Origin of the sequence: Emticicia sp. 21SJ11W-3 (assembly GCF_024138715.1) — a bacterium.
GTDB classification, from domain to species: Bacteria; Bacteroidota; Bacteroidia; order Cytophagales; family Spirosomataceae; genus Emticicia; species Emticicia fluvialis.
In genome coordinates this window covers 3,794,177-3,810,662 of record NZ_CP092074.1, presented here as the reverse complement: position 1 = coordinate 3,810,662, position 16,486 = coordinate 3,794,177, and the positions used below count along the sequence as shown (strand labels likewise).

The 16,486-nt window shown below is 44.0% G+C and carries 11 protein-coding genes; 8 read left to right on the top strand and 3 right to left on the bottom strand.

The features are described 5' to 3' along the window. Positions 1-90 precede the first annotated feature (90 nt). From MB380_RS16125 to MB380_RS16095, 7 genes are all read left to right on the top strand, one after another. Positions 91-3,480: a SusC/RagA family TonB-linked outer membrane protein gene (locus MB380_RS16125; protein ID WP_253527258.1), complete on the top strand. Its 3,390-nt coding sequence runs from the start codon at positions 91-93 to the stop codon at positions 3,478-3,480. Positions 3,481-3,501: 21 nt separating this feature from the next. Next, complete coding sequence (locus MB380_RS16120; protein ID WP_253527257.1) at positions 3,502-5,142, top strand: SusD/RagB family nutrient-binding outer membrane lipoprotein; 1,641 nt, start codon at positions 3,502-3,504, stop codon at positions 5,140-5,142. A gap of 88 nt (positions 5,143-5,230) precedes the next feature. Continuing rightward, positions 5,231-6,583 (top strand): metallophosphoesterase family protein, encoded by a 1,353-nt coding sequence (locus tag MB380_RS16115; protein WP_253527255.1) that lies wholly within the window; start codon positions 5,231-5,233, stop codon positions 6,581-6,583. Between the two features lie 211 nt (positions 6,584-6,794). After that, the gene (locus tag MB380_RS16110) at positions 6,795-8,084 is read left to right on the top strand and encodes a hypothetical protein (RefSeq protein ID WP_253527252.1); all 1,290 of its coding nucleotides are present in this window, start codon (positions 6,795-6,797) and stop codon (positions 8,082-8,084) included. A gap of 42 nt (positions 8,085-8,126) precedes the next feature. Beyond that, entirely contained in the window at positions 8,127-9,482 is a 1,356-nt protein-coding gene (locus tag MB380_RS16105) for a PhoPQ-activated pathogenicity-related family protein (RefSeq protein WP_253527249.1), read from the top strand. A gap of 156 nt (positions 9,483-9,638) precedes the next feature. After that, on the top strand, positions 9,639-9,851 hold the full coding sequence (locus MB380_RS16100; protein ID WP_253527232.1) for a hypothetical protein: 213 nt from the start codon (positions 9,639-9,641) through the stop codon (positions 9,849-9,851). Then, on the top strand, positions 9,848-10,705 hold the full coding sequence (locus MB380_RS16095) for a glycerophosphodiester phosphodiesterase family protein (protein WP_253527229.1): 858 nt from the start codon (positions 9,848-9,850) through the stop codon (positions 10,703-10,705). Before MB380_RS16100 ends, MB380_RS16095 begins: the two co-directional genes overlap by 4 nt. Here the strand turns inward: MB380_RS16095 and MB380_RS16090 are convergent. The 3 genes from MB380_RS16090 to MB380_RS16080 form a co-directional block, all read right to left on the bottom strand. After that, a complete protein-coding gene (locus MB380_RS16090) occupies positions 10,702-11,100 on the bottom strand; it encodes a hypothetical protein (RefSeq protein WP_253527226.1) in 399 nt (132 codons plus the stop codon). The genes MB380_RS16095 and MB380_RS16090 overlap by 4 nt on opposite strands. A gap of 89 nt (positions 11,101-11,189) precedes the next feature. Then, positions 11,190-12,353, bottom strand: a complete 1,164-nt coding sequence (locus tag MB380_RS16085; protein WP_253527224.1) for a CPBP family intramembrane glutamic endopeptidase — start codon at positions 12,351-12,353, stop codon at positions 11,190-11,192. 2 nt (positions 12,354-12,355) lie between these two features. Beyond that, positions 12,356-13,663, bottom strand: a complete 1,308-nt coding sequence (locus MB380_RS16080) for a photosystem II biosynthesis protein (protein ID WP_253527208.1) — start codon at positions 13,661-13,663, stop codon at positions 12,356-12,358. A gap of 153 nt (positions 13,664-13,816) precedes the next feature. On the opposite strand from MB380_RS16080, the gene MB380_RS16075 reads away from it, so the two are divergent. Next, positions 13,817-16,483, top strand: coding sequence for a glycosyl hydrolase 2 galactose-binding domain-containing protein (locus MB380_RS16075; protein ID WP_253527205.1), 2,667 nt, complete (start codon positions 13,817-13,819; stop codon positions 16,481-16,483). Positions 16,484-16,486 lie beyond the last annotated feature (3 nt).

Genomic DNA, 16,486 nt, shown 5'->3' with positions numbered 1-16,486 from the left:
AATAGTACATTTCACCACTTGATGAGTAATTCAGTAAAAACTAATTAAAACTTGAGTTACAATTCAATCTTCACTTAAAAAACACATATTATGAAGTTAAACTTTACTCTCCGAAGCATGCTTAGGGGTTTGGTTCTTTATGGATTCCTGTTGGGGGTATGTGCTCCGGCGGTTTGGGCACAAACCCGGGTCGTAACAGGTAAGGTAACCGCCAAAGAAGACGGTACGGCCATGCCCGGTGTTAACATTGCATTAAAAGGAACCCAGCGCGGAACAAGCTCTAATGCCAATGGTACTTACTCTATTGAAGTAAGCGGTAGCAATGCAGTTCTGGTTTTCTCGTTCGTGGGTTATCAGGCCATTGATGTGCCTGTGGGCAACAGAAGTACAGTAGATGTAGCGCTTGAACTTAGCTCTGAAAGCCTGAAAGAGGTGGTAGTTACCGCCCTTGGTATCAAACGCGAAGAGAAATCGCTTGGTTACTCAATAGGTAAGGTAGATGGCAAAGACCTGGGCCGTATCTCAAACGAAAACGTTTTGAACGCCATGGCCGGTAAAGTGGCCGGTGTGGCTATTAATGCCACTGGTGGTACGGGTTCGTCTGTGAGTATGGTTATCAGAGGTGCCAAGTCTTTGAGCAACGACAACCAGCCACTATTTGTAATTGACGGTGTACCTATCATTAACACCCTTAACAACGTAAGCCAGATTGGTGGCGACAACCGTGTTGACTACGGTAACGCAATATCTGACTTAAACCCGGACAACGTAGAGAGCGTGTCTATCCTGAAAGGGCCAAGTGCAGCTGCGCTGTATGGTTCAAGAGCGGGTAATGGTGTGGTGCTTATTACAACCAAGAACGGTTCAAAAGCTAAGAAACTGACAGTTAACCTTACTACCAATACCGTTTTTGACCAACCGTACCGTTTCCTTGATTTCCACCACAAATTTGCTACGGGTATCCTTCCTTTCACACCAGACAAAAACCCGTATCCGGGTGGTATCCTTCAGATTGAGGAAGGTGGCGCAGGCGGTGTAGGCCCAGAGCTTGACAAAGGTTACAAGGCTATTCAATGGAACAGCCCTAAAGATGCCAATGGCAAGTCTATTCCGACCGAACTGGTTTCTCACCCTAACAACGTAAGAGATTTCGTTCAAACAGGTATTACAACTACCAATGGTATTTCAATCTCTAACAGTAATGATTTTATTAACTACCGTGTGGCGTATTCAAATATGACCAACCGTGGTATCATTCCTGGTTCAGACTTATTTAAAAACTCATTGGCGGTTGCTACTTCAATGAAGTTAAGCAATAAATTAAGATTAAGCACTAACATCGATTTGAGCCGTAACAACTCTAACAACCGCCCTGCCGGTGAAAGAGGCGCCAACCCATTGCAATGGGCGTATGCGTTATCTCCTCATATTGATATCAACGAGCTGAAAGACTACTGGGTGCCGGGTCAGGAAGGTCTGCAACAAAAATCGCAGTCGGCCAAAAACTTCAATAACCCGTGGTTCCTAGCTCATGAAGTGAAAAACGCTTTTGAAAGAAATCGTTTGTTCGGAAACATGAAAGCTGATTACCAGATTACTCCAGAGTTGAGTTTGATGGCCAGATATTCATTAGACAGCTATGGCGAAAACCGTGAAACCAAAATTGCTAACAGCTACACAGCTGAGCCTCGCGGTGCTTATGGTATCATCAACCTTAGACGTTTTGAAAGTAATGCTGACTTCCTGGCTACGTATAACAAAAATGTAAACGACCTTTCGTTAACATTCTCTGCCGGTGGTAACGTTCGTAACACCAAGTACTCAGACGTAGTCAACCAAAGCCGCAACGGTACCGGCCTTATTATTCCGGGCTTGTTTACGCTTCAGAATATTACTCCTGCAAACTTATTGTACACCAGCTATTATTCAAAAAAGATGGTGTATAGCCTTTACGGTACTGCAACTGTTGGTTTCAAAGACCTTGTATTTGTTGACCTGACAGGTAGAAATGACTGGTCAAGTACCTTGCCTTCTGCAAACCGTTCTTATTTCTACCCTGCTGCTTCGGTGAGCTTATTGGCCAACGAATTGTTTGCCAACTCGTCGCCAAACCTGAATATGTTGAAACTGAGAGCCGGTGTAGCACAGGTAGGTAATGACACCAACCCTTATGCCTTGCTAAACACTTTGGGTAGTAACGAAGCATGGAATGGTATCACCCGTTTGTCTAAATCAGGTACTATCCTGTTACCAGACCTGAAACCAGAGATTGCTACTTCTTATGACCTGGGTGTTGACCTGACCATGTTTAAAAACAAATTGCGTGTTTCGGGTACTTACTACATGGTTGAGAACAGAAACCAGATTATACCAACCAAATTGCCTCCGTCGTCTGGTTATACGTCTAAAAACATCAACGCTGGTTTGTTAGTTAGTAGAGGTACCGAAATTACTGTGGGTGGCACGCCACTTGAAAGAAACGGCTGGAGATTGGATCTGACAGCTAACTTCTACAGAAACAGAACAGTTATTAAAGAATTGTCGCCGGGTATTGACTTCTATACCTTGTGGACAGATGCTAAAGGTGGTGCCTGGACATACGTAGGTGAAACCGTTGGTGATATTTATGACTCAGAACTTGTTACAGTAAAAGACAAATCGTCTCCATACTACGGATATCCGATTCTTGATTCTGACGGTTCATGGCAGGCAGTAAGCGCCAGCAACAGCCGTAACAAAATCGGTAACTTCAACCCTGATTTCATCCTTGGTCTTCAAACTTCATTGAGCTACAAAAACTTTAGCCTGAACATGACGTTCGACTGGAGACAAGGTGGCGACTTTGTTTCGCAAACGTATCGTTATGCTGAATCTGACCTTAAATCACAACGTTTCCTTGATAACCTGATTAACCCTAACGGTTTATCTGGTCAGGCGCTTCGCGACTACCTGGTTAACAACGACCTTGTGCGTGTAGTAGGTAATAAATTCAACATTGTGGGTGGTCCTACTGCCGAGTATGGTGGTTTTCCTTTCACATACGGTGGCAATACCTACCCTTATGGTGTGTTTAACCCTGGTGTAATTGCACAGTATGACGAGTCTGGCAAAGTAGTAGGTTACACAGAAAACCTGGGTGGCCCTGGTACCAAAATTATTCCTTACGGCGACAACTACCCTTGGGATTTCACAAGAGCTGCCATGTTTGATGCATCGTTTATCAAATTAAGAGAAGTGTCTTTGGGCTATGAGCTTCCATCTGGCTTTGTAAAAAGATTAGGTCTGCAAAGTGCCAATGTATCAGTTTACAGCCGTAACATCATGCTTTGGACAGCCGCGAAAATCGGTGTAGACCCAGAGATGGCGTACCAGCCACAAGCTAGTGCACAGGCAGGTACTCAATTCAAACAAGGTATAGAAAGATATAACGTAATGCCTTGGGTTATGCCGGTAGGCTTTAAGTTAGGGTTGACTTTCTAAAAAACTTAAACTCTGAAATCAATGAAAACCAGTTACAAAAAAATAATAGCATTAGTCTTTCTTTTTACGGGCTTCTTTTCGTGCGAAGATTTGACAGAAGTAAACAAAAACCCCAACGGGGTGCAGCCTGATTTGGTAAACCCTAACCTGGTATTGCCAACGGTGCTTACAGAAGCCGCAAAAATTTATGTTAACCTTGGGTATCAGGATATCGCCGGTGTGGTTCAACACACGCAAAAAGATGCCTGGTCGTCTGGTCATAATGATTATGACTGGGGTGGTAACCAAAGCTGGAGCGCCTACTACGACATACTACGTAACAACCAGTTGGTGTATGACCGCGCCGTAGCGCTTAACCTGGAGTATCATCAGGGTGTGGCACTGGTAATGAAGTCGTTCATGTTTGGCTTAATTACCGACTTGTGGGGTGATGCACCTTATACCTCTGCCCTAAAAGGTGAGTTAGGTAAAACAGAAGATATTCTGCCTTCGTATGATAGCCAGGAGGCTATTTACACAGGTATTCTGGCCGATTTGGAAAAAGCCAATACCTTGTTGTCGAAAACCAAAGCTGAGTACTCAAGCATAGTTGATAACGTTGACGTTTATTATGGCGGAGACCCAACCAAATGGAGAAAATTTGCCAACTCGCTTGCTCTACGTTATTATATGCGTATCTCATCAAAAAAACCAGATGTTGCTAAAGCTGGTATCGAGAAAATTGCAGGTAATGCAAGCCAGTACCCAATCATTACATCTAACTCTGACGATGCCACTATGGGCTTCCCTGGTACCAGTGATGCAACCTCTTGGCCTGCCAACACCGTTTATGACGTGAGCGGAAGTAACTACCGCCGTATTAAAATGGCTGCTACATTGGTAGAGTCATTGCAGGCAAAGAAAGATCCTCGTCTGGCTATCTGGGCTAATAAAGTTGAGATTCCGTTGGTGGTTGATGCAAGCTTACCTGCAGGAACCGATAAAATTGAAGGTGGTAAAAGATATTTGTCACCGGATAAAGTTGGTAATACGCTTATTGACACCGATCCTGATTATGTAGGTATACCTACCAGTTTCTCAGCATTGCCGTCTGCTTATAACCTGAACCCGACACCGGGCCAGACATCGTTCAACCCACATGTTTCGTTCCTGAACGATATCTATAAAGCAGCAACAGGCTCTTTGTTGAAAGCACGTTTGATTTCTGCAGCGGAAGTAAACTTTATATTGGCTGAGGCCGCATTGAAAGGCTGGTCGGCCGGAGATGCCAAGTCACGTTACGAAGCAGGTGTAAAAGCTTCATTAGCTACCTGGGGTGTAAGTGGTGCTGCCACTACTTACCTTACCAATGCAGGTGTTGCCTACGACGGTACTTTGAAACAAGTATTAGAACAAAAATGGATTGCCAGCTGGACAGCTGCTACAGAAGCATGGTTTGATTTCAGAAGAACAGGCTTCCCGGCTCTTAAACCAGGCCCGGCAGCTAAACGCCAGGCAATGCCTTTAAGATTCTACTACATGCAGGACGAATTGAATATTAATAAAGCCAATGCCAATGCTGCACTTGACAGACTTGAAACTACAAGTTTTTCTCAGGCAGACGGTAAAAACAGTGCGTGGTCAAAACCATGGGTTGTTCAGGGAACAGGTAAACCCTGGTAATTATAGATTGTTTTGAAAAGAAGTGGATTAGGGGTGGTTTTTTATAACCGCCTCTAATTTTTAATTATTTAACACAAACCTCTCAGATATGCATAGTATCAGAAAAAATGTGGTAAAGGCTCTTTGTTTTTTTATTTGCAGTAATACTTTCCATACGGCTTTTTCACAGACACACAAGCATCCGCACGACCACGCGAGGTCGTTGAATATGGACGTAAAAGTCCTTTTTCCTTCTGCCACGCCAGACAGAATTATCCTGAATCTGACAGCCACACCTGAAACCTCGGTAGCAGTAAACTGGCGCACAGATTCAACCATTAACAAAGGCGAAATACAGTTTGCCCAGGCTACAGATGGTACACAGTTTCAGAAAAACATCCGCACCATTAATGCCATTTCAGAAAATCTGAAAGTTAAATACCCGAACGAACCCGAAATAAATGCATATTACCACTCGGGCGTTATTGAAAACCTTCAACCGGGTGCCTTGTATGTTTACCGGGTTGGTTATGACAAGCACTGGTCAGAGTGGTTTCAGATGCGTTTGCCTGGTAATAAACCCGGCAGGCCGCTCTCGTTTCTTTATTTTGGCGATGCCCAGAATGACGTAAAGTCGCAATGGTCTCGTGTTATCAGAGAAGCCTACAAAACCATGCCTGAGGTATCGTTTATGTTGCATGCCGGAGACCTGATAAACCGCCACGACCACGATGTTGAGTGGGGCGAATGGTTCTATGCGGGTTCTTATATTCATGCTACCGTACCTAGTGTAATGACACCCGGTAACCATGAATATGGCAAAGGGAAACTGTCGCCGCAATGGAGACCCCAGTTTAACCTGCCTGTTAATGGCCCGAAAGGCCTGGAAGAAACCTGCTATGAAGTAAATTATTCTGACCTGAAGGTGATTTCGCTGAACGCCGAAGAAATTGATGAGTCGGAACACTTTGCTAATGCACAGGCCAAATGGCTTGATTCGGTACTTACCAATAATCCTCGCAAATGGACCGCCATTACTTTGCACTATCCGTTCTATTCAACCAAGCCTAACCGCGATAACATTGAGCTGCGCAAGCGTTTCAAACCCATTATTGACAAACATAAAGTTGATATTGTATTGCAAGGCCACGACCACGCCTACGGACGCGGCGTAATAAGTAATTCGGTAAACGGACAGGGCAATAAAAATCAGGCATCAGGAACGGTGTATGTGGTTTCGGTTTCAGGGCCAAAGATGTATGATATATCTAACGACCCCTGGATGAACCGCAAAGCCAGCAATACACAGTTGTTTCAGATATTAACAGTTGAGGGTAACTCGCTTTTATATAAAGCCTTTACCGCAACCGGAGAGCTTTACGATTCTTTTGAATTGAAAAAACAACCCGGCAAACCCAATGTACTGGTTAATAAAATTCCGAAAACACCAGAGAAGAACTAACCCAAGAAGTGATGTTAAAAACAGGGGATAGGCCATTGGCTTATCCTTTTTTTATTTCAGAAAAGTAAGCGTTTTGTCAAAAAATATATGCCGGTTAATAGCCTTTTTAAATAGCAGGGTAGTATATTGAATGGTTTGTTATCAGACGCGGAAAATATTGTAAATCAGCCTGATAATTGCCATCCGAAAGAACTTAATGCCTATGATTAACATGAAAAAAATTGCCATCTGTTCAACCCTTTTAATAATTTGTTTTTTAAGTATATCTGCAGCCATCGGGCAGACCCTGAAAGTGGGCGCTGCGCTGCGGGTAATTACCCCCAACCCCTTGTTGCCGGTGTCGGGTGGTATTGGTACACCAAAACCCAGTACCCAGAATAAAGGTGATTTATATGCGCGTGCCATGGTGTTTGAAAAAGGAACAACCCGCATTGCCATTGTAAACGTTGACAACCTGGGCTGGAGCTCTATTCTGGGTAATAAATCACGCGATTTAATTAAGGGCATACCTGCTGAAAACATTCTCATTGGCGCAACTCACACCCATAGTGCGCCTGATGCCTATGCTTTTCCGGATGCATCCGGAAAATCTTATGCTGATTTGAAATACCTGGACTGGTGTGTGCAGCAGATAGCAGATGCTGTAAATGAGGCCATCAGCAAGCTGGAACCCGCCTCATTAAAAATAGCGGTTGACGAGGCCAAAGGTAAAATTGCTTATAATTATTATGCACCGGCTTTATATGACCCACGATGTGGCGTAATACAGGCCATTGCCACCACCGGCAGCCGGCAAGGCAAAGCCATAGCGACCTTGGTGAATTATGCAGTTCACCCCGAAGTGATAGGCTCAGGTAGGGGTATCCTGAGCCCTGACCTTTGTGGCCCTCTTTATGACCGTATTGAGGCCAAAGCCGGGGGCATTGCTTTGTTTATGAATGGCGCACAGGGGGGAATGGTAACTGCAGATACCCGCCTGGAATATGGCAAGGAAGGAGAGGGCCAGAAGGAAGCCAACACCTGGGACGAATGCATAAGAATAGGAGAGTTGCTGGCAGATGAAGCACTACGCATTGTTGATAAGGCGGCTGTATTGCCTAACCCTGATATTTACTGCGCGGCCAGGAAAATTGAGTTTCCTGTCGATTCTCAGATGATGAGGTTTATTTTGAAAAACTCTCCATTGAAGTTTACATTTGAAAAAGATAACATTGTAAGTACCCAGTTGAACCTGCTCAATATTGGCCCTGCGCAGATACTGACTATACCCGGCGAGGCCCTGCCTAATATTGGTTATTATGTAAAACGTAATATGAATACCCGGCTTCCGTTTTTGTTCGGGCTTACCAACGACGCCTTCGGTTATATGCTTACCAAGGTTGATTTCAACAGCTTTAAAAGATATGAATACGTAAGCCGCACCAGCCTGGGCGAAATGACCGCCGAAATTTATATGGAGCAGGCCATTAAATTAGTAAAAGAAAGTCCAAAACCTCAATAAATATATTAACAGGAATTTAAACAAGCACTAAAAACCTAAAATATGAAAAGCACCTTTCTGAAATTTGTTACTCTTTTTACTCTTGCTGTTATAACTACTGCAGGTGTGTTCGCTCAGGGTTCTGTTACCCCCGAAACTGCCTTGAAAAGCTATGTGAATAATGGCGACAAAACCTATAAGTGGGAAGTAAAAGACTCACTTACCAAAGACAACGTTACTATGTATAATCTGGTGTTGACGTCACAGACCTGGAGAAAAATTACCTGGAGACACCAGTTGACTATTTTTGTACCAAAAGTAAAGCAATATGATGGCGCCCTGTTGTTTATTACGGGTGGATCAAATAAAGACGAGCAACCTAACTGGTCGAAAGACGACAGATTGTGGCCGTCGTTATCAGCAACTGCCGAAAAAACCAAGGCCATTGTGGCTTTGATAAAGCAGGTGCCTAACCAACCTTTGTATGGCGACCTGACCGAAGACGCACTGATATCTTATACCCTGCATAATTTCAAAAAAGACAACGATTACACCTGGCCATTGTTGTTTCCGATGGTGAAGTCGGCGGTTAAGGCAATGGACGCCGTTCAGGAATTTGCCAGGAAAAACAATAACTTTGCAGTAAATCGCTTTGTAATTTCAGGGGCTTCGAAACGCGGATGGACCACCTGGTTGTCTAGCGCTATTGAAGACAAACGCGTTGTAGGTATAGGCCCAATGGTAATTGATATGCTGAATATGCCTGCCACACTCGACTACCAGTTTAAATCTTATGGCGAATACAGTATCCAGATTGAAGATTATACCAAGCTGGGTATTCCGCAAAGTACAGACTCAAAAGAAGGCAGAGCGCTTACAACCATGATAGACCCTTACTCGTATCGTAAGAAACTGACCATACCAAAAATTATATTTATTGGTACGAACGATGAATACTGGACGGTAGACGCTATCAAACATTATTATGACCAGATTCCGGGTAAGAACATGATTCATTATACGCCAAATGCAGGGCATGACCTGGCCGGTGGCAAACAGGCTTTTGAATCACTTACTGCCTTTTTTGGTCTTACATTAATGAACAAGGAGTATCCGGCAAGCACCTGGACCACCACCAACGGTAAAGAGGGCGTAGAACTTTCAATTAACGCTTTGCAAACAGACCTGGTTGGTGCAACGGTATGGTACACAACGTCGTCAGACCTTGATTTTCGTAATAATCTGTGGCAAAGCCACAACCTGAAACTGGCCAAAGAACCGGTTATTAAAGCAACCCTTCCTTATGCCAAAAAAGGTTATGCTGCTTATTATGTAGACTTAAAGTACAAAGACCCCAACGGGGGCACTTATACGGTTAGTACCAGAGTGTTTCTGGTAGATGGCAGCAAAGTGTTATAATAAGCACGAAGATTAAATGGGTACATAGTATAAAGCCCCTTCCTTAATTAGGAAGGGGCCATTTCACCGGTCATTAACTGCCGGAGGGAACGCAGGTAAACAAAATTGAAGTACCTTAAATAATCGCAAAATCATTTTCAACCGTCAGATGTAGGTATGGAGCGTTCACGTCCGGAATACTTAATGGATAGATTACTAAACAGTAAACTCACACAACCGGAGTTGGAAGAACTACTGGCGGGTATTGGTGAACACGAGATGTCGCCCGAGTATTCTGTTATTCTTGAGCGGTTTTTTAATCAACTTCTGAAAGATTCCCACACGCTTCAAATCATTAATTCTGAAAAAGACACAGAAATTTCTTCATGAAATCATCGTTATTAATTCTGTCTTTGTCGCTTAGCCTGTCAGTTAGCGCCAAAGATTTTTCATTAACTCACAAGACAGGCAATGCGCAGTCTGACTCATCAAAAATTCTGAAAGAAAAATACCAGTTGCACCTTTCGGCACACAGGGGTAACTCGGCTCTGGCACCAGAAAACACCCTGGCAAGTTTTAAAGCCGTAATGGAAATGGGAGTAGATTACATAGAAATTGATGTAAGAACCACCAAAGACGGCCAACTGGCTATTCTGCATGACGGAACACTGAACCGCACCACCAATGGTACCGGACCCATGAAGAATTATACACTCGACGAATTAAAGCAACTTTCGGCAGGTAAAGGCTGGAAAGAAGCGTTTAAAGATGAGCGTATACCAACACTTACCGAAACCGCTGCTTTAGTGGCGCAGTGGAACAAGGCACATAAGCACAAAACCCATTTGTACGTTGATTGCAAAGACGTAGCACCTGAGCCTTTGGTAAAAGAACTAAAAGCCTATAATTTATTAAAAGATGCGGTATTTTATGGGTCAGACGATTTCCTGCTGGCACTAAAGACGGTGTATCCGAAAGCTAAACTGATGCCCTCTCTTGATAAACCGGAGGAGATTGCAGATAAAGTTGCAAAACTGAAACCCTATGCCTTTGATGTTCGCTGGACAACCCTGAACGAAACCTTGGTAGCAGAAATACACAAGCATGGTGTAAAGGTCTTCTCTGATGTGCTGGGTTTGTTAGATACCCCTGCCAACTACAAGAAAGCCACAGCTATGAAAGTAGACCTGATTCAGACTGACTACGTCCGTAAGGTTTACAAAACCCTGTTAGAAAACAATTAATTAAATTTCGGCCGGCTCTGGTTTCTTCCAATTAAAATTAGTACCAGGCCGGCTGCCACGCATACCAGATGCAAAGGGTGGAGCATTTCAATCATAATTACCTGAATGGTAATCCAGGTGCAAAGAATAATTCCCTGAACCCAAACTGCCCAGGCGAATTTCCGGGGGTTGGCTAACATACCCACAAAAGCAATTAAACTAGGCAGCCCGTTAAAAACAAGCAGGCCTAAACCGGGTATCAGAAAGTCCTGAAAGGGGCTTTGCTCTAAAAGGCTAACCGACATCCGCATACTGCTTCCGTCCGGGCGGGTAATTAATTTCCACCCACCATAGGTTGCGCCAAGGCCGTTAAGCAATAATAGTATCGAGGCTATAGTACTCTGAAAAGCTTTCATAACTTCTTTTTTCAAATATGCATGAAGGCATCTGAAAACGTTATGAGTAAGCTCAGACCTGTACCTGATAATAAGTAGAATTTAAGAATCTATCGTAGGCCGTCAAGGGCAAATAAAAATTCTGAAGAGTTAACCAGTGTATGCACCAGCGCTGCATAAAAAACATTTCGGGTTTTCAGATAAGTATATCCATAAAACCAGCCCGCAATACTTGCCAACCCTACAAAAATAATTGAACCGGCGTGAAAATGCACCAGCCCGAAAAAAATGCTGGTTATAGCCAGCGCAGTATAAGTGCCTTGTGATGTTTTACCCGATTTCTCAATCAGATAAGCCGCTGCAAACAGTAAGCCGGTAATCAACAAGGGTAGCCAGAACAGGCTTTTGTCCATCAGATACCCCGTTAAAAATGCCAGCGCGGCAAAAAGCACCAGACTCCATTGCCAGAATGGTCTCCAGTTTTTATACTGCCCTATTTTCTTTGCCAGCATATTCTGTATCAATCCTCTGAAAAACAATTCTTCAAACAAAGCCGTGCCTAAAAAAACGCGTATCATGTTTCTGAGCCCTTGGGCAAAACCTTCTTCTGCGAACGCCTCTGCACCTGATAAATTCAGGAAACCCGAAGCATAGGCAATGAGCCATACCAAACCCAGAAACACCAGCCAGCATGCCAGGGATATGCCCAGTGCGCGCCATTGAAAAACCGGATAAAAGCCAATGTCTTTTATGCCCCTTACAATGCCAAATGCATAAAACGCCAGCAACATAATTACCAGCTTATAAACAGAGCTGAAACCATTGCCATGCACTGGCAGGCTGGTATTGCTTTTAAAAGATATAGAAACCGACGGTATAAGCAACAGAAGCAGAAATACAAAATCAGACCAGACGATATAAGTCTTTTTAAATGCCAGAAAACCAAGAACAGGAAATAACGCAAAAAAAGGAAACAGCGCTGCTGAACCCTCAAGCGGTGAACCGCCATGATAAATGATGTAAATGTATAGCAGGGCAATCAGACAGTTCGGAAACAGCAGGGTTTTTTCGGTGCCAGCCTTCAAATCGGTGGTAAGTTGTGCAGCTACGCCCTGGTTTCCCAAAGTAAACAGCAGCAGGTGCAGCAGCACAAAACACACGCTTGCCATCAGCAATTCGTTCAGGGGTTGGTCTTTGTTGAAATACAAAAACAGCGCGAACAAAATGCCCGTAATAATAAACCCTGAACGAATATGCTGAATATAATTTTTCATTTTTATTTGGCAGTTTCTTCAACTACTTCTTCTCCAAATCTTTTGTGGGCTCCTTTCAGTTCATCATGCGAGCTTTTGGCAATAAATGCCAGCACGGCAATAAATAAGGCCACCCATACCATTTTAACAGCCCATTTACTGCCGTCAATGTTTCTGTTGCTGAACGTCGGCTGTGTTTTGCCTATCAGCAGTATAATGGCTATCAGGTTAAGGGTGTATAAATATTGCTCAACGCGGTAAGTACTAAAAAACGCACCTGTAATTATATAGCTGAACACAATATAAATGCCCAGATAAACCACAAAAAAGGTTTGAATTTCTTTGTAGGTATAGGTAACCGAAGCCGGCCTGTGGTTATAGTACTGATAAAAGCTGAACGCCGCCAGAATCAACACCAATACAAGGCCACTCCATTCGGTAGCGGCAAATAGCGGGCTGCCATCTATTATACCAATCTCAATCAGGGTTGCATAAATGCGTTTGGTGTCAAAATTCTGTTGCCAGACAGTAAATGGAATAATGAGTGAGAGCATCAGTATCGGAAAAAACTGATTGGCTTTCTTTTGTTGTGGTTCTGATGTCTCCCATTTAGAAGTAAGTGTTCCGTATGCCATGCCTAGCCCGCCGAAGAAACCCAGGGTGTATTCCATCACATTCCAGAAATTAAATTTAATGCCAGAAACCCCGCCTAAAACCTGAAAGAAATTACCGAGCGCAAACCCAAACCCACCGCCTAAACCAGAAAAAACAGCCACTCTGATGGCCGAGGTCTGCTGGTGGCGAATCATAAACCAGGTAAGCGCAACAGCCATACCAAAGCACACCGCCCACATTTCAGAGCGCGGTGGAGTCATAAACCACTCAAACTCATAAATCATGAAGTAGTAAAACATAATTCCGCCTACCACCATTTCAATAGTCAGGTTTACCCATTTAACCGGGTTTTTGGCGGTACTCGATAACGACAGCCCGAACAGCCCGCCACCGATGTATCCATAAAGGCCACCTATAACAAAAAGCATCATGAGGCCGTAATAGGTGTTTATAAAATCAGAAGCTCTGCCATAACCTACTACTATGCCGTAGCTCATAATACCACCAATACCCCAACCGAGGGCACCTGCCAGGGTGGCACTAAATACTTTGCTGTACCAGTCGCCTCTTTTGGCTACCATTATCAGGCTCAGGCATCCGATACCTCCGGCCCAGGCGGCGCCATGCTCATGCCCGAACTGCCCACGGATAGCCCAGGCTGTTCCGAGCGATAGGGCCACAACCAGCATGCTGAAATATAATTGTCTGTCTTTCATTTGTTTAGGTTAATATTGAAGGTTGTACAGAATTCTTTTACTATACGATACAAGCCATTGAAAAGACTATTACAGGCCATATATTTTGCATGGCAATAGTCCGAAACCTAATTTTACAAGTATAAATCAGAAAGTAAATCAAGCACAAACAATATGAATACAAGATGGAGTTTGCTTTTGGGTATGCTGGGCAGCGTCTGGTTGGCCGGTTGCAGCCCTAAAGTAAAAGTGGAAGAAAGAACCCTGACCGACAACTGGTCTATTGCCTCAACCAAAGAGACTGCTGCAGATGCCAAAAGTGTGTCGGAGCAATTAATAAACCCCGATAAGTGGGTGAAAGCCACCGTGCCCACCACGGTTTTAGGCGCATTGGTAGAAGCCGGCGTTTATAAAGACCCTTTTATGGGCAAAAACCTGGAAAACATACCCCGTGCACCTTTCGAAAACCCCTGGTGGTTTAGAAATACATTTACTATTGACGACCTGGACACCGCAGAAGAACAACTGGCCTTGCATGTAGATGGTGTAAACTATCGTGCCAATTTCTGGCTGAATGGGGTGAAGATAGCATCGCAGGATACCCTTTTCGGCGCTTTTCGTCAGTTTGAAATTGACATCACCAAAGCAGCCAAAGATGGCGAGAATACCCTTCTGGTAGAGGTGTTTCCGCCGAAAGTAAGAAATTTCTACATGGGTTTTGTTGACTGGGCGCCTACACCACCCGACCATTACATGGGTATTTACCGCGATATAAGGCTGAGACGCTCAGGCAAGGTATCTATGAACGCCACATTTGTGGCTCCAGACCTTGACCCTAAAGATTTAAGCAAGGCCAGCCTTACGGTAAGCACAGAGTTAACCAACCATACCAACGACGCTAAAACGGTAGAAGTAACCGGTACGATTGAGAACATCAGTTTCAGCAAAAGTGTAAAGCTGGCCCCTAAAGAGCGCAAAGAAGTGAGGTTCAGCCCGGCTGATACCAAAGAACTGCTCATTAAAAACCCTAAACTCTGGTGGCCAAACGGGCTGGGTAACCCTGATTTGTATACACTGAATATGGAAGTGAAAGAGCAGGGCAAATTATCTGACAAGCAATCGACCAGATTTGGTATCAGAAAGATAGAAACCTACCTGAACGATAAAAACGTGCGGGGCTATAAAGTGAACGGCCGTGAAGTATTGATTAAAAGTGCCGGATGGGTAGACGACTTGTTTTTGCGTTACATGCCTGAAAAGGATGCAGCGCAGATACGATACGTGAAAGAAATGAACCTGAACTCGCTCAGATTTGAGGGCGTATGGGGGAATAACCATCATATTTATGATTTGTGTGACGAAAACGGTATTTTGTTGATGGTGGGCTGGAGCTGCCAGTGGGAATGGCCTGATTACCTGGGGCTGGAATTGAAAATAAAACCCGGCGATGAAAACCTGCCGATTAACGAAGGAGTAGATTTGTATTCGGTAAAACTTACACCTGATGAAGAAACGTTGTTGTCAAACTACCTGCGCGACCAGGTGAAGTGGCTGCGTAATCACCCAAGTATTTTTACATGGGCAGGCGGCAGCGACGCCATGCCGAAGCCTTCGCTTGAAAAACGTTACCATGAAACCCTGAAACAATATGACCCTACACGTCCGTTCTTGATTTCGTCGGGCGAGTTTACCAGTACCATTACCGGCAAATCGGGTATGAAAATGAATGGCCCTTACGAATACGTGCCACCGGTTTACTGGTTTGAAGATAAAAAGCTGGGTGGGGCATTCGGGTTTAATAGCGAAACAGGCCCGGGGCCACAGGTGCCGCCAGTAAGCAGTATTAAAAAGATGATACCAACGGCTGATTTATGGCCACCGGATAACAAGATGTGGAACTACCACTCTGGTCGTAAAGATTTTAATACAATTGGTGTTTACCTAAACGCCATGAACAAACGATATGGCGCACCTGCTAATCTGGACGAACTGGCTCTGAAAGCGCAGGTAATGAATTATGAAGCCATAAGGCCTATGTTTGAAGCCTTTGTAATTAACCGCCCTGTGGCAACGGGTGTGGTGCAGTGGATGCTTAACTCGCCCTGGCCAGAGTTTTACTGGCAGTTGTACGACTACTACCTGATGCCAACCGGCGCTTATTATGGTACCAAAAAGGCCTCTCAACCGGTTAATATCATTTACGATTACCATAATCATACGGTGCATCTGAGTAATGATACCCGCACAGCTTTAGATGGCGTATCTGCCGAAATCAGATTGTTCAATAAAGATTCAAAACAGGTATTTGCTAAGACAGAAAAGGTAGCAATGGGCGAAAACTCGACCAGAAAATGGCTGAATGTACCAGAACTGACCGGAAAGAACGAAGTGTTTTTCCTTGACCTGAAATTGAAAAACAGTAAGGGAGAGGTAATTGCAGATAATTTCTACTGGCTTGCCTCACAGAAAGACCAGTTAGACTGGTCGAAGTACTTCTGGTTCTATACGCCTCAGAAACAATATGCTGACTTTAATCCATTAAATACCTTGCCGAAAGTTCAGCTGACAGCCGAGAAGACTGTAAAAGAACTGAAAGACGGAGAATTTGAAGTAACGCTTAAATTGACTAATACCACAGATAAGCTGGCTTTCTTTACAGAAGCAGAACTGACCGATGGCAAAGAGGCGGTTACACCCGTTTTCTGGTCAGACAATTACGTGTCTGTTCCACCAAAAGAGAGCAAAACTATTACTGTGAAATACAATAAAAAAGACCTGAAAGGCGGTAACCCGGTTATAAAAATACAAGGTTACAACCTGTCTAAATCTATCACCCTTTAAAAC

Excerpts from the sequence above, each read along its gene's own strand:
- MB380_RS16090 (WP_253527226.1), bottom strand. The coding sequence starts at position 11,100 with ATGAAAGCTTTTCAGAGTACTATAGCCTCGATACTATTATTGCTTAAC.
- MB380_RS16105 (WP_253527249.1), top strand. The coding sequence starts at position 8,127 with ATGAAAAGCACCTTTCTGAAATTTGTTACTCTTTTTACTCTTGCTGTT.
- MB380_RS16125 (WP_253527258.1), top strand. The coding sequence starts at position 91 with ATGAAGTTAAACTTTACTCTCCGAAGCATGCTTAGGGGTTTGGTTCTT.
- MB380_RS16120 (WP_253527257.1), top strand. The coding sequence starts at position 3,502 with ATGAAAACCAGTTACAAAAAAATAATAGCATTAGTCTTTCTTTTTACG.
- MB380_RS16085 (WP_253527224.1), bottom strand. The coding sequence starts at position 12,353 with ATGAAAAATTATATTCAGCATATTCGTTCAGGGTTTATTATTACGGGC.
- MB380_RS16110 (WP_253527252.1), top strand. The coding sequence starts at position 6,795 with ATGAAAAAAATTGCCATCTGTTCAACCCTTTTAATAATTTGTTTTTTA.
- MB380_RS16075 (WP_253527205.1), top strand. The coding sequence starts at position 13,817 with ATGAATACAAGATGGAGTTTGCTTTTGGGTATGCTGGGCAGCGTCTGG.
- MB380_RS16100 (WP_253527232.1), top strand. The coding sequence starts at position 9,639 with ATGGAGCGTTCACGTCCGGAATACTTAATGGATAGATTACTAAACAGT.
- MB380_RS16095 (WP_253527229.1), top strand. The coding sequence starts at position 9,848 with ATGAAATCATCGTTATTAATTCTGTCTTTGTCGCTTAGCCTGTCAGTT.
- MB380_RS16080 (WP_253527208.1), bottom strand. The coding sequence starts at position 13,663 with ATGAAAGACAGACAATTATATTTCAGCATGCTGGTTGTGGCCCTATCG.
- MB380_RS16115 (WP_253527255.1), top strand. The coding sequence starts at position 5,231 with ATGCATAGTATCAGAAAAAATGTGGTAAAGGCTCTTTGTTTTTTTATT.